A 15020-nucleotide genomic window follows, 5' to 3' on the forward strand; every position below is an offset into this window, starting at 1 on the left:
TCAGTCGGACAGCCCCAGCTCGTTGTCCAGGAGGTCGAACATCTCGTCGTCCGACGCCGACGCGAAGTCGAAGGCCGCGGCCTCGGAGTCGGCGGCCCTGGAGGCGAGCCACTTGGTCCGCAGGACCTCCAGGCGGGCGGTGACCTGCGCGAACAGGTCGTCGTCCGGGACGCCCGCCTCCGCCGTGCCGAACGCCAGCTCCAGCCGGTCGAGTTCGGCCAGCAGTGCGGCCGGGCCCTCCGTCGGCGCGGGCCGGAGGCCCAGGCGGTCGAAGAGGTGGTCGGTCAGTTCCGCCACCGTCGGGTGGTCGAAGACCAGGGTGGCCGGTAGCCGCAGGGCCACCAGCGCGCCCAGCCGGTTGCGCAGTTCGACCGCCGTGAGGGAGTCGAGGCCGAGGTCCTGGAAGGCCCGCTGCGGGTCCACCCCGGAGGCGTCGGTGTGGCCGAGGACCGCGGCGACCTGGCGGCGGACCGCCTCCAGCAGCGCCTCGCGCCGTTCGCCGCCCGGCAGTTCGGACAGCCGGCGCACGAACGCGGCGCCGCCGGCCGCCCCGCCGTCCGCTCCCGCGGCCGCGCCACGCCGGACCGGCACGCGCACCAGGCCCCGCAGGAGCGGGGGGACGTCGCCGCGCCGGGCCAGGGCGGCCGGGTCGAGGCGGAGCGGCAGCACGGCGGCTGCCGTGCCGGCCGTGGTCGCGTCGAACAGCGCGAGGCCCAGTTCCGGCGTCAGCGGCGGCATTCCGGCTCGGGCCAGTCGTTCGACCTCGGCCTCGGTGAGGGTGCCGATCATGCCGCTGCTGCCGGTCCACGGCCCCCACGCCAGGGAGACGGCCGGGAGGCCGAGCGAGCGGCGGTGGACCGCCAGGGCGTCCAGGAAGGCGTTGGCCGCCGCGTAGTTGCCCTGGCCGGGGTTGCCGAGCGTGCCGGCCGCCGAGGAGAACAGGACGAAGGCCTCGACGCGTTCCGCTGCCCGGTGGAGGTTCCACGCCGCGTCCGCCTTCGGACGCAGGACGGCACCGATGCGCTCGGGCGTGAGCGAACCGATCGTCCCGTCGTCCAGGACGCCCGCGGTGTGCACCACCGCGCGGATGTCGTGGCGGGCGAACAGCCCGGTGACGGCGGCCTCGTCGGCGACGTCGCAGGCTTCGACGGCCGTCTCGGCGCCGAGGTCGGCCAGTTCGGCGACCAGCTCGGCCACGCCGTCGGCGGCGGCGCCGCTGCGGCTGACCAGCAGCAAGCTGCGCACGCCGTGCTCGGCGGCGAGGTGCCGGGCCACCAGGCGACCCAGGCCGCCGGTACCGCCGGTGATCAGCACCGCGCCCTCGGTGGGCCAGCTCGGGGCCTCGGCCGCGAGCTCCTCGCGCACGAGCCGGGCGGCGAACAACTCGTCGTCCCGCAGCAGCAGTTGCGGCTCATCGACGGTGACCGCGGCGGTCCGGAACTCCGTCCCGGCGGTGGCCAGGTCGAGCAACCCGAACCGGCCGGGCTCCTCCGAGGCCGCCGAGCGGACGAGGCCCCAGACCGCCGCACCGGCAAGGTCGTCGCCGGACACCGCGCCCCGTGTGAGGAACACGAGCCGCGAGGCCGCGAACGCGTCCTCCGCGAGCCAAGCCTGAACCAGCTCCAGGACGGAGGCCACCGTGGCGTGCACCGAATCGACCCCACCGACGGGGAGTTCGGCCACCACCACCGGCGGCACGTCGGACGTCGCGGCGAGCGAGACCAGCGCCTGCGCGGTCGGCTCGACGGAGACGAACGCCGCGTCCACGTCGGCGGGAACCTGCACCGGCACCCAGTCGAGGCGGAACAGCGCGTCGTGGCCCGCCGGGCGCGCGGCCGCGCCGAGCTGCTCGGCGGCGATCGGCCGGACGCTGAGCGAGCCCACCGAGGCGACCGGCCGGCCCTCCGGGTCGGCCGCGGCGAGCGCCAGCCCGCCGGACGCCGACGGCGCCAGCCGGATCCGCAGGGCGGAGGCGCCGGAGGCGTGCAGCGCGACGTCCTCCCACGCGAACGGCACCCCGGCACCGCCCTCACCGAGCCCGCCGCCCACGGCGAGCGTGTGCAGACAGGCGTCGAACAGGGCCGGGTGCAGACCGTAGGCGCCGCCCTCGACTCCCTCGGGCAGGGCGACGTCGGCGAAGAGCTCGTCGCCGCGCCGCCAGACCGCGCGGAGACCCCGGAACGCCGGGCCGTACCCGAACCCGGCCTCCGCCAGACCGTCGTAGAGGCCGGTCAGGTCGACCTGCTCGGCGTTGGCCGGCGGCCATGCCGAGGCGTCGAAGGCCGTCGGCGTCGCGCCGGTGCCGAGCACGCCGCTGGCGTGCAGCGTCCACGGGTGGGGGCCGCCCGCGCCGGTCCGGGAGTGCACGCTCACGGGCCGGCGGCCCGCGTCGTCCGGCGTGCCGACGACGACCTGGAGCTGGACGGTGCCCGTCCCCGGGAGGACCAGCGGAGCGGCCAGTGTCAGCTCCTCGACGACGTCGCAGCCGACCTCGTCTCCCGCGCGCACCGCCAGCTCGACCAGCGCCGTGCCCGGCACCAGGACCGAACCCAGGACGACGTGATCCGCCGCCCACGGGTGGGATCGCGCCGACAGGCGGCCGGTGAACAGGAGGCCATCACTGTCGGCCAGTTCCAATGAGCCGGTGAGCAGCGGGTGTTCGGCGTTCCTGAGCCCGGCGGACTCGGCGCCGCGGCCGGCGGGCAGGCCGCTCGGCCAGTAGTCCCGGTGCTCGAACGGGTAGGTCGGCAGCGCGGCAAGGTGCCGGCCGGCGCCGCCGAGCAGGGCCCGCCAGTCGACCTTCGCGCCGTGGACGTGGAGGCCCGCGAGGGCTTGGAGGAGGCTCGCCTCCTCGGAGCGGTCCTTGCGGAGCGCCGGAGCGGCCACGGTGTCGGCGTCCTCGGGCAGGGCGCTCGCGGTGAGGGCGGTGAGGACGGTGTCGGGGCCGAGTTCGAGGTAGCGGCGGACGCCGGCCTCGTGGAGCGTGCGGACGCCGTCGGCGAAGCGGACGGCCTCGCGGACGTGACGCACCCAGTAGTCGGGGGTCGTGACGTCCCCGTCCAGAGCACCGGTGAGGTTGGAGACCAACGGTATCGAAGGAGCGTGGTACGTCAGCCCCTCGAGGACCTCGCGGAAGTCCGCCAGCATCGGGTCCATCAGCGGCGAGTGGAAGGCGTGGGAGACGCGAAGGCGGGTCGAGCGGCGGTCGGCGAAGTGCGCCTCGATCGCCGCGACGGCGTCCTCGGCGCCCGAGACGACCACGGACGTCGGGCCGTTGATCGCGGCGATCGACACGGAGTCGGACAGCAGCGGCAGGACTTCGTCCTCCGTCGCCTCCACGGCGAGCATCGCACCACCCTCCGGCAGCGCCTGCATCAAACGACCCCGCGCACGCACCAGCGCGCAGGCGTCCGCCAGCGAGAACACCCCGGCCACATGTGCCGCCGCCACCTCACCGATCGAGTGCCCGGCCACGAACTCCGGCTCCACACCCAACGATTCGACCAGCCGGAACAACGCCACCTCGACCGCGAACAACCCCGCCTGGGCATGCTCCGTCCGATTCAGCAGCTCCGCATCGTCACCCCACGCCACGTCCCGGACAGGAAGCTCCAGCGCGTCGCACACCGCATCGAAAGCCCGGGCGAACACCGGGAACCGGGCGTACAACTCCCGCCCCATGCCGAGCCGTTGCGAGCCCTGCCCGGAGAACAGGAACGCCGTCCTGCCGTCGGCCGCCGTGCCCCGGGCCACCTCGACGCCGTTTACGAGCACCGTGCGGTGCGGCAGCGCCGACCGCCCGGCCAGGGTGAACGCCACATCGGCGGAGGGCAGTTCACCGGCATACGTGAGCCGGGCGAGCTGCGCGTCCAGCGCCGCCTCCGACTTGGCGGACACCACCCAGGGCACCAGGCCGGGTGCGGACTCGTTCTCCGCCTCCGCCGATTCGGGCAGCTCCAGGATGACGTGCGCGTTGGTGCCGCTGATCCCGAAGGAGGAGACACCCGCGCGGCGCGGGTGGCCGGTGGCCGGCCAGTCCGTGCGCTCGGTGAGCAGTTCGACGGCGCCGACCGTCCAGTCGACGTGGGTGGAGGGCTGGTCGATGTGCAGGGACTGCGGCAGCACACCGTGCTGCATCGCGAGCACCATCTTGATCACGCCCGCCACCCCGGCCGCCGCCTGGGAGTGGCCGATGTTCGACTTGATCGAGCCCAACAGCAGGGGCAGTTCGCGGTCCTGGCCGTACGTGGCGAGGAGCGCCTGGGCCTCGATCGGGTCGCCCAGCGTCGTCCCGGTGCCGTGCGCCTCGACGGCGTCCACATCGGCCGTCGAGAGCCCGGCGCTCGCGAGAGCCTGGCGGATCACCCGTTGCTGCGAAGGCCCGTTCGGCGCGGTGAGCCCGTTCGACGCGCCGTCCTGGTTCACCGCGCTCCCCCGCAGAACCGCGAGGACGGTGTGCCCGTTCCGCCGGGCGTCCGACAGGCGCTCCAGCACCACCATGCCGACGCCCTCGCCCCACCCGACGCCGTCCGCCGCCTCGGCGAAGGCCTTGCTGCGGCCGTCGGCGGCGAGGCCGCGCTGGCGGGAGAACTCGACGAAGGTCGCCGGAGTGGACATCACCGTGACACCACCGGCCAGCGCCAGCGAGCACTCACCGCTGCGCAGGGCCTGCGCCGCCAGGTGCATCGCGACGAGGGACGACGAGCAGGCCGTGTCGACCGTGACCGCCGGGCCTTCGAGGCCGAGGGTGTAGGACACCCGGCCGGACGCCACGCTGCCGGCGCTGCCGCTGCCCTGGTGGCCCTCGAACTCACCGCCGCCGAGCAGGTTCGCGTAGTCGGCGTACATGACGCCCGCGAACACGCCCGTCCGGCTGCCGCGCAGCGACACCGGGTCGATGCCGGCCCGCTCGAAGGCCTCCCAGGAGGTCTCCAGCAGCAAGCGCTGCTGCGCGTCGGTCGCGAGGGCCTCGCGCGGGCTCATCCCGAAGAACGCCGCGTCGAACGCCGCCGCCTCCCGCAGGAACCCGCCCGTGCGGGTGTAGGACGTGCCGCTGTGGTCCGGGTCCGGGTCGTAGAGGGCCTCGACGTCCCAGCCTCGGTCGGCCGGGAACTCCGAAACCGCGTCCACCCCGTCGGCCAGCAGCCGCCACAGGTCCTCCGGCGACGCCACGCCGCCGGGGTAGCGGCAGGCCATCCCGATCAGCACGATCGGGTCGTCGGACGGGAGGGACGGGACCGCCGGCGCGAGGTCCGTCGTCTCGGTGGCGCCGAACAGGCCCTCCAGCAGGAACCCGGCGAGCGCGCGGGCGGTCGGGTAGTCGAAGACGACGGTGGCCGGGAGCTGGAGACCGGTCACGGTCCGCAGCCGGTTGCGCAGCTCGACCGCCGTCAGCGAGTCGAAGCCGAGGTCCTGGAAGGCCTTCGACGGCTCCACCGTCGAGCGCTCCCCGTGACCGAGCACGAGCGCGATCTGGTCGCGCACCACGTCCAGGACGGCCTCGTGCCGCGCGTCACCGCCCAGGCCCGACAGCCGCCGGGTCAGGTCGACCGCCGCGGGAGTCGCGGCCGCCCGGCGGGCGGGGGTCCTGATCAGCCCGCGCAGGAGGGCGGGGACGTCGCCCCGGTCGCGCAGGGCGGGCAGGTCGAGCCGGGCGGGCAGGACGGCCGGCTCGGCGCCAGTGGCGACCGCGTCGAACAGGGCCAGTCCGTGCTCCGGGTCGAGCGGAGGCACGCCGGCGCGGGTCATCCGCTCGCGCTCGGCGGTGGTGAGGGTGCCGGTCATGCCGGCCACGTCCGACCACGGCCCCCAGGCGAGGGAGACCGCGGGCCGGCCGAGCGAGCGGCGGTGGACGGCCAGGGCGTCCAGGTAGGCGTTGCCCGCCGCGTAGGCGGCCTGCCCCGCGCTGCCGAACGTACCGGCGACGGAGGAGAACAGGACGAAGGCCTCGACGTTCCCCGCGGCCATGTGGAGGTTCCACGCCGCGTCCGCCTTCGGGCGCAGGACGGCCGAGACGCGCTCGGCGGCCAGGGAGCCGATGACGCCGTCGTCGAGCACGCCGGCCGTGTGGACGACCGCACGGATCTCGTGCCGGGCGAACAGGTCCGCCACCGCAGCCGGGTCGGCGACATCGCACGCCTCGACCTTCACCCCGGCCCCGAGCTCCGCCAGCAGCGCGTCGACGCCCTCGGCATCCGCACCACGGCGGCTCACCAGCAGCAGATCGCGCACCCCGTGCTCGGCCACCAGGTGCCGGGCCACGACCCGGCCCAGGCCGCCCGTGCCACCGGTGATCAGAACCGTGCCCTCGGCCGGCCACGCCACCGTTTCGACCGGCGTCTCCATCCGGGCAAGGCGCGCCGCGAGGACCTCACCGTCACGGACGAGCAACTGCGGCTCGTCCAATCCCAGGACCTCCGACGGCAGTTCCTCCGACCCCGCCAGATCCACCAGACCGAACCGGCCCGGCTCCTCCGACGTCGCCGACCGCACCAGACCCCACACCGCAGCACCCGGCAGGTCCTCACCCGCCACCACGCCGCGGGACACGAACACCAGCCGCGCCCCGGCGAAACGCTCCTCCGCCAGCCAACCCTGCACCAGCTCCAGCACCCGCGCCGTCCCCGAGTGCACCTCGTCCGCGACCGTCTCGACCACCACCACCGGCGGAACGACCTCCGGCACCTCCGCCAACGACCCGACCACCACGAACTCCGGCGCGGCGGACACCTTCACCGGCACCCAGTCCACCCGGAACAACGCGTCCCGGCCCGCCTTCGTACTGGCCGCGAGCTGCTCGGCCGCGATCGGACGCACCGTCAGTGCGCCGACCGAGGCCACCGGCCTGCCGTCGGTGTCGGCCACGGCCACCGCGAGCGCGCCCGAGGCCGACCGGGTCAGCCGCACCCGCACCGACGACGCGCCGAAGGCGTGCAGCACGACGTCCTCCCACACGAACGGCACGCCGCCGCCCCCGCCGGAGCCCACCAGGGCGAAGCCGTGGAGGCAGGCATCGAACAGCGCCGGGTGCAGGCCGAAGCCACTGCCGTCGGTGCCCTCCGGCAGGGCGACCTCCGCGAAGAGCTCCTCTCCGCGCCGCCAGGCTGCCCGCACCCCCTGGAACGCCGGGCCGTACCCGAACCCGGCCTCCGCCAGGCCCTCGTACAGCCCGGCCGCGTCGACCACCTCGGCACCGGCCGGCGGCCACACCGAGGCGTCGAACTCCGCCGGTGCCGCGCCCGAGCCCAGCACGCCGCTCGCGTGCAGGGTCCAGACCGGCTCCGGGCCGGTGTCCGCCGTGGAGTGGATGCCGATCCCACGGCGTCCGGCATCGTCCGGCTCGGCCAGACGCACCTGGATCCGGACGGCGCCGTCCTCGGGCAGGACCAGCGGCGCAGCCATGGTCAGCTCCTCGACCAGGTCGCAGCCGACCTCGTCCCCGGCGCGCACGGCCAGTTCCACCAGCGCCGTGCCCGGCACCAGGACCGAGCCCAGGACGACATGGTCCGCCAGCCACCCGTGCGAGCGGGCCGACAGCCTGCCGGTGAACACCAACCCCGCGGTGCCCGCCAGTTCGAGCGAACCGGTGAGCAGCGGGTGGTCGGCGTTGCGGAGCCCGGCGGACTCGGCCGTCGGGAAGGGCGCCGGGGCGTCGGTCCAGAAGCGGCGGTGCTGGAAGGCGTACGTCGGCAGGTCGATCCGGCGGCCGCCCGCTCCGGCGTGGAAGGCGGACCAGTCCACCGGGACGCCGAGCACGTGCAGGCGGGCGAGTGCCTCGACGACGGTCCGTTCCTCGGCGCGGCCGCGGCGCAGCGCCGGGACGGCCTCGGCCTCGCTGTCGGGCAGCGCGCTCACGGTGAGCGCGGTGAGGACGGCGTCGGGGCCGAGTTCGAGGAAGCGGCGGACGCCGGCGGCTTCCAGCGTTCGGACGCCGTCGGCGAAGCGGACGGCCTCGCGGACGTGACGGACCCAGTACTCGGGCCCCTGGATCCCTTCCGCCGCCGCGCCGGTCAGGTTGGAGACCAGCGGGATCGACGGCGCGTGGTAGCTCAGACCGTCGAGTACGGAACGGAAGTCCGCCAACATCGGGTCCATCAGCGGCGAGTGGAAGGCGTGGGAGACCCGCAGGCGCGTCGTGCGCCGATCGGCGAAGTGCGCCTCGATCGCCGCGACGGCGTCCTCGGTTCCCGAGACGACGATCGAGCGCGGACCGTTGATCGCGGCGATCGACACCTGCTCGCCCAGCAGCGGCAGGACCTCGCCCTCCGTCGCCTGGACGGCGAGCATCGCGCCGCCCTCAGGCAGGGCCTGCATCAGCCGGCCACGAGCGTTCACCAGCGTGCAGGCGTCGGCCAGGCCGAACACCCCCGCGACGTGCGCCGCGGCCACCTCACCGATCGAATGCCCGGCCAGGAACTCGGCCCGGACGCCCAGCGATTCGACGAGCCGGTACAGCGCCACCTCCACCGCGAACAGTCCCGCCTGGGCGTACGCGGTCCGGTTCAGCAGCTCCGCGTCCGAACCCCACACCACCTCGCGCAGGGCCGGGTCCAGCTCCGCGCACACCTCGTCGAAAGCCGCCGCGAACACCGGGAACCGGACGTACAACTCCCGCCCCATCCCCAGCCGTTGCGACCCCTGCCCCGAGAAGAGGAACGCCGTCCGCCCGCTGCTCGCGACGCCGGTCGGCGCCTCGCCGTCCGCCACCGCCCGCAGGCCGGCCAGGAGTTGTTCGCTCCCGTCGCCGACCACGGCGGCGCGGTGTTCGAGCGCCGCGCGGGTCGTCGCCAGCGAGTACGCGATGTCCACCGGTCGGGCCTCGTCGGCGACGGCGAGCAGGCGCCCCGCCTGTGCCCGCAGGGCCTCCGGGGTCGCGGCGGACAGCAGCCACGGCACGACTCCCGGCACGACTTCCGGCTCCTCCGGCTCCTCCGGCTCCTCCGGGGACGGGACGGCTGCCGGGGCCTCCTCGATGATCACGTGGGCGTTGGTCCCGCTGATGCCGAAGGACGAGACGCCGGCCCGGCGCGGCCGGTCGCCCGGGGCCCACGGCCGGGGCTCGGTCAGGAGCCGGACGGCCCCCTCCGACCAGTCCACGTTCGCACTCGGCTCGTCCACGTGCAGCGTCGACGGCAGCTCGCCGTTGTGCATCGCGAGCACCATCTTGATCACGCCGGCGACACCGGCCGCGGCCTGGGTGTGCCCGATGTTCGACTTGATCGAGCCCAGGAGCAGCGGCCGTTCGCGGTCCTGCCCGTAGGTCGCGAGCAGTGCCTGGGCCTCGATCGGGTCGCCCAGCGTCGTACCCGTGCCGTGCGCCTCGACCACGTCGACCTGATCGGCCCCGAGGCGGGCGTTGGCGAGCGCCTGCCGGATCACCCGCTGCTGCGACGGGCCGTTCGGCGCCGTCAGCCCGTTCGACGCACCGTCCTGGTTCACCGCGCTGCCGCGCACGAGCGCGAGCACCGGGTGCCCGTTGCGCAGCGCGTCCGACAGCCGTTCGACGACCAGGAAGCCCGCGCCCTCCGCGAAGCCCGTGCCGTCGGCGGCGGTCGCGAACGACTTGCACCGCCCGTCGGGGGCGAGCGCACCCTGCCGGCCGAACTCGGCGAACACGCCGGGTGTGGCCATGACCGTCACGCCGCCGGTGATCGCGAGCGAGCAGTCGCCCTGGCGCAGTGCCTGGGCGGCCAGGTGCAGGGCGACCAGCGAGGAGGAGCAGGCGGTGTCGACGGCGACGGCCGGGCCCTCCAGCCCGAGTTCGTACGAGACGCGGCCGGCCACCACGCTGCCGTTGCCGTCGCTGCCCGGGTAGTCGTGGTACATCACGCCGGTGAAGACGCCGGTGCGGGTGCCGCGCAGGCCGCCGGGGTCGATGCCGGCACGCTCCAGGGCCTCCCAGGCGAGCTCCAGCGTGAGCCGTTGCTGCGGGTCCATGGCGAGGGCCTCGCGGGGGGAGATCCCGAAGAAGCCCGGGTCGAAGTCCCCGGCGCCGTCGAGGAACCCGCCGGCGTGGGTGTGGGTGGAGTCCTCGGTGCGCAGTGTGGAGAGGTCCCAGCCGCGGTCGGCGGGGAACGGGGAGATGGCGTCCACGCCGGACGTCACCACCTGCCAGAGCTCCTCGGGCGTGGTCACCCCCCCCGGGTAGCGGCAGGCCATGCCGACGATGGCGATCGGGTCGCGACGGCCGTCGGTCGGCGACGGAGCGTCCGTCCCGGCGGCGCCCACCCCGACCCGGTCGCCGGCGAGGTCGAGCAGGGTGTCGACCAGGCCGGCGTCCCGGAGGCGGCGGGTCGGGATCGACCGCAGCGCCGCACGCAGGTCGGCCTCGGCACGGGACGCCTCACCGCTCGCGGCGGCCGTCCGCACCCCCAGTTCGGTGACGATGAGGTCCGCCACCGCCGCGGCGTTCGGGTGGTCGAAGGCAAGTGTCGCGGGCAGGCGCAGGCCGGTGAGGGTGTTGAGGCGGTTGCGCAGGTCGGTCGCGGCGAGGGAGTCGAAGCCGAGCTCCTGGAACGCACGGTCCGGCTCGATCGCGTCGCCCGACTCGTGGCCGAGCAGCCCGGCCACCCGGTCCCGGACGAGGTCCAGGACGATGCGCCGCTGCTCCGCCTCCGTCAGCCCGGCGAGGCGGCCCGCGAGGCCGCCGGCCGGCGCCGGGGCGTGCGCCGCCGTGCGGCGGGCGGCCGGAACGAGGGCGCGCAGGAGCGCGGGGACCTCGTCGGTGCGGGCACGCAGGGCGGTCGCGTCGACCCGGATCGGGACGACGGTGGGGCGCTCGCTGCGCAGACCGGCGGCGAACAGGGCCAGACCGGCCTCCCGGGTGAGCGGCGGGACGCCCTGGGCGGCCATGCGGTTGCGGTTGAGCTCCAGGAGCTGCTCGCCGAGGCCGGCGCCGACGTCCCAGAGGCCGTAGGCCATCGAGGTGGCGGGCAGGCCGGCGGCGTGGCGGTGGGCGGCGAGGGCGTCGAGGAAGACGTTCGCCGCCGCGTAGTTGCCCTGGCCCGCGGTCAGCACCAGGCCACCGGCGGAGGAGAACATCACGAAGGCGGTCAGGTCGAGGTGGCCGGTCAACTCGTGCAGGTACCAGGCGCCGTCGGCCTTCGGCGCCAGGACGGTGTCCACCCGCTCGGGGGTCAGCGCGCCGACCAGGGCGTTGTCACCGACACCGGCGGCGTGGATCACGGCTGACAGGCCAGGGACCGCCTCGACGAGCGCCGCGACCGCGTCGCGGTCGGCCAGGTCACAGGCACGCACGTCGGCGACAGCCCCCAGGGCGGACAGCTCCGCCACCAGCTCCGCCGCACCAGGCGCCTCCGGGCCACGACGGCTCGTCAGCACCAGGCGGCGCACACCGCACTCGCCGACCAGGTACCGTGCCACGACCGCGCCCAGTCCGCCCGTGCCACCGGTGACCAGCACCGTGTCGTCCGGACCCACCGGCAACGGACCCTCCGGATGCGGGAGACGCCCCAGCCGCGGAACACGAACGGCCCCGGCACGAACGGCCGCCTCCGGCTCAGCGGTGACGATCACCTCCCCGTCCGTGTCCAGCAGGGCGAACCGGCCCGGGTTCTCCGCCTGCGCGGACCGCACCAGACCCCACACCGGAGCCTGCACCAGTTCCACCGCCTCGCCCTCGCCCACCGCGACCGCACCCCGCGTCACGACCACCAGACGCGACGCCGCGAAACGCTCCTCCGCCAGCCAGGTCTGCAGGACTTCCAGTACGGCGTGGACGCTCGCGCGGACACCGCTCGGGACGTCCTCGGGGTCCGCGAAGGCACCGCAGTCGAGGACGACCACCTCGGGCGTCGGCTCCCCGGAGTTCGACACGTCCTCCCATCGAGCCCAGGTGCCCTCTGCGGCAGGCGCGTTCGACAGCTCCTCCCACTCGATCCCGTAGAGCGGGTCGACCGGGCCCAGCTGCTCCGCCGACACCGCCCGGCCGACCATCGAGGCCACCGTCAGCACCGGCCCGCCCGCAGGGTCGGCGAGATCGAGCCGCAGCCCGCCGTCGCCGAGCCGGACGATCCGCACCCGCACCGCGGAGGCGCCGACGGCGGACAGGGTCACGCCGGTCCACGCGAACGGGATCATCGTCTCCTGGCCGCCGGCGGCCAGGATCGCGGCGTGCATGGCCGCGTCGAGGAGCGCCGGGTGCACGCCGAAGCCCTCGGCCTTGACGCCCTCCGGCAGGGCGACCTCGGCGAACAGCTCGTCACCGCGCCGCCAGGCCGCGCGCAGGCCCTGGAACACCGGGCCGTAGCGGAACCCCGCCTCGGCCATCCGCTCGTACGCACCGTCCACCGGCAGCGGCTCCGCGCCGGTCGGCGGCCAGACGACGGCGTCGAACGCTCCGGCCTCGGGGGCTCCGGAAGCGGCCAGCGAGCCGGCCGCGTGCCGGACCCATCCGGCGTCCGGATCCCCGTCCGGCCGGGAGTGGATGGTGACCGCACGCCGGTCCGAGGCGTCCGGGCCACCGACCCGCACGTGCAGTTGGACGGCCCCGCGCTCGGGCAGCACCAGCGGTGCGGCCAGGGTCAGGTCCTCCACCAGCTCACAGCCCGCCTCGACGGCGGCACGGAGCGCGAGCTCGACCAGCGCCGCGCCCGGCACCAGGACGGTGTCCAGGACCTGGTGGTCGGCCAACCACGGGTGCGAGTCCAGCGACACCCGACCCGTGAGGAGGAAACCGTCGGTGTCGGACAGGTCGACCGCCGCGCCGAGCAGCGGGTGCCGGAAGGCGTCGACGCCGACCGCGCCCAGGTCGCCGAGCGGGGCCGTCGCGTCGAGCCAGTAACGGCGGCGCTGGAACGCGTAGGTGGGCAGGTCCACCGTCCGGGCTCCGGTGCCGGCGAAGAGGACGGACCAGTCCACCTCGGTCCCGGCCGTGTGCAGCCGGCCGAGCGCGCCGACCAGGCCCGCCTCCTCGTCGCGGTCCGCGTGCAGGGCGGGCACGACGCAGGTGCCGGCAGCGGTCGGGTCGTCCAGGACGCCCTGCACCAGGGCGGTGAGGACGGTGTCGGGGCCGAGTTCGAGGTAGCGGCGGACGCCGGCCTCGTGGAGCGTGCGGACGCCGTCGGCGAAGCGGACGGCCTCGCGGACGTGACGCACCCAGTAGTCGGGGGTCGTGACGTCGCCATCCAAGGCGCCGGTGAGGTCGGAGACCAACGGGATCGACGGCGCTTGGTACGTCAACCCGTCGAGGACCTCGCGGAAGTCCGCCAGCATCGGGTCCATCAGCGGCGAGTGGAAGGCGTGGGACACCCGCAGGCGGGTCGAGCGGCGGTCGGCGAAGTGTGCCCCGATCGCCGAGACCGCCTCCTCCGCCCCAGAGACGACCACGGACGTCGGGCCGTTGATCGCGGCAATCGACACGGAGCCGCCCAGCAGCGGCCGGACTTCGTCCTCCGTCGCCTCCACGGCGAGCATCGCCCCGCCGGACGGCAGCACCTGCATCAGCCGGCCTCGGGCGGTCACCAGGGCGCAGGCGTCGGCCAGACTGAACACCCCGGCAACGTGAGCGGCAGCGACCTCACCGATCGAATGCCCCGCCACGAACTCCGCCCGCACGCCCAGCGACTCGACGAGGCGGTAGAGCGCCACCTCGACGGCGAACAGCCCGGCCTGGGCGTACTCCGTCCGGTTCAGCAACTCCGCGTCCGAACCCCACACCACCTCACGCAGAGCCGGATCCAGCCCCGCACACACCTCGTCGAAAGCCCGCGCGAACACCGGGAACCGGGCGTACAACTGCCGCCCCATCCCCAGCCGTTGCGACCCCTGACCGGAGAACAGGAACACCGTCGCCCCGCCCGCCCGGGCGGACCCGGTGGCCGCACCCGGGGCGAGTTCGCCCCGGCTCAGCGCGTCCAGCCCGGCCAGCAGCTCCTCCCGGTCAGCGCCGAGCAGCACCGCCCGGTGCTCCAGCGCCGGACGCGTCGCAACCAGCGAGTGCGCGACGTCCAGAGCGTCGAGCTCCGGCCGCGTGCCGACGAAGGTCGCGAGCCGCTCGGCCTGCACCCGCAGGGCCTCCGGCGTCGCGGCGGCGAGCAGCCACGGCAGCGTGCCCAACTCCCGCCCGCCGGCGGTAGGTGCGGTGACGGACTCGGGGCCCTGCTCCACGATCACGTGCGCATTGGTCCCGCTGATCCCGAAGGCGGACACGCCGGCCCGGCGCGGACGGCCGGTCACCGGCCAGTCCCGGGCCTCGGCCAGCAGCTCGACCGCGCCCTCCGACCACTCGACGTGCGGCGAGGGCCGGTCGATGTGCAGCGACTTCGGCAGCACGCCGTGCTGCATCGCCAGCACCATCTTGATCACGCCCGCCACCCCGGCCGCCGCCTGCGCGTGCCCGATGTTCGACTTGATCGAGCCCAGCAGCAGCGGGAGTTCACGGTCCTGGCCGTAGGTCGCGAGGAGCGCCTGCGCCTCGATCGGGTCGCCCAGCGTCGTCCCCGTCCCATGGGCCTCGACGGCGTCCACGTCCGCCGGGGACAGCCCGGCGCTCGCCAGCGCCTGGCGGATCACCCGCTGCTGCGACGGCCCGTTCGGCGCCGAGAAGCCGTTGCTCGCGCCGTCCTGGTTGACGGCCGTACCGCGGATCACCGCGAGCACCCGGTGGCCGTTCCGCTCCGCGTCGGACAGCCGCTCGACGAGCAGCACCCCGACCCCCTCCGACCAGCCGACGCCGTCCGCCGCGCCCGCGAACGCCTTGCACCGGCCGTCCACGGACAGCCCCCGCTGCCGCGAGAACTCGATGAACATGCCCGGCGTCGACATCACCGTCGCGCCGCCCGCGAGGGCCAGCGAGCACTCCCCGGTGCGCAGCGCCTGGACCGCCAGGTGCAGGGCGACCAGGGACGAGGAACAAGCCGTGTCCACGGTCACCGCCGGGCCCTCCAGGCCCAGGGTGTAGGACACACGGCCGGAGACGACGCTGCCGCCGCTGGTACCCGAGGGGTTCGTGTTGAGCGCGTAGTCGTGGTACATGACGCCCGCGAAGACGCCCGTCCGGC

At 75.0% G+C, this 15020-nt stretch carries 1 protein-coding gene (running past one end of the window); it reads right to left on the reverse strand.

Features of this window, described 5'->3' with window-relative positions; translation table 11 throughout:
- Positions 1-15020: the final stretch of an SDR family NAD(P)-dependent oxidoreductase gene (locus tag ACIQWA_RS35670; protein ID WP_402489884.1), read on the reverse strand. 15373 nt of this gene lie beyond the right edge of the window; only the last 15020 of its 30393 coding nucleotides appear in the window; the start codon falls outside the window, past its right edge; it ends in the stop codon at positions 1-3.

The organism is Kitasatospora sp. NPDC098652 (assembly GCF_044760155.1).
GTDB lineage: Bacteria > Actinomycetota > Actinomycetes > Streptomycetales > Streptomycetaceae > Kitasatospora.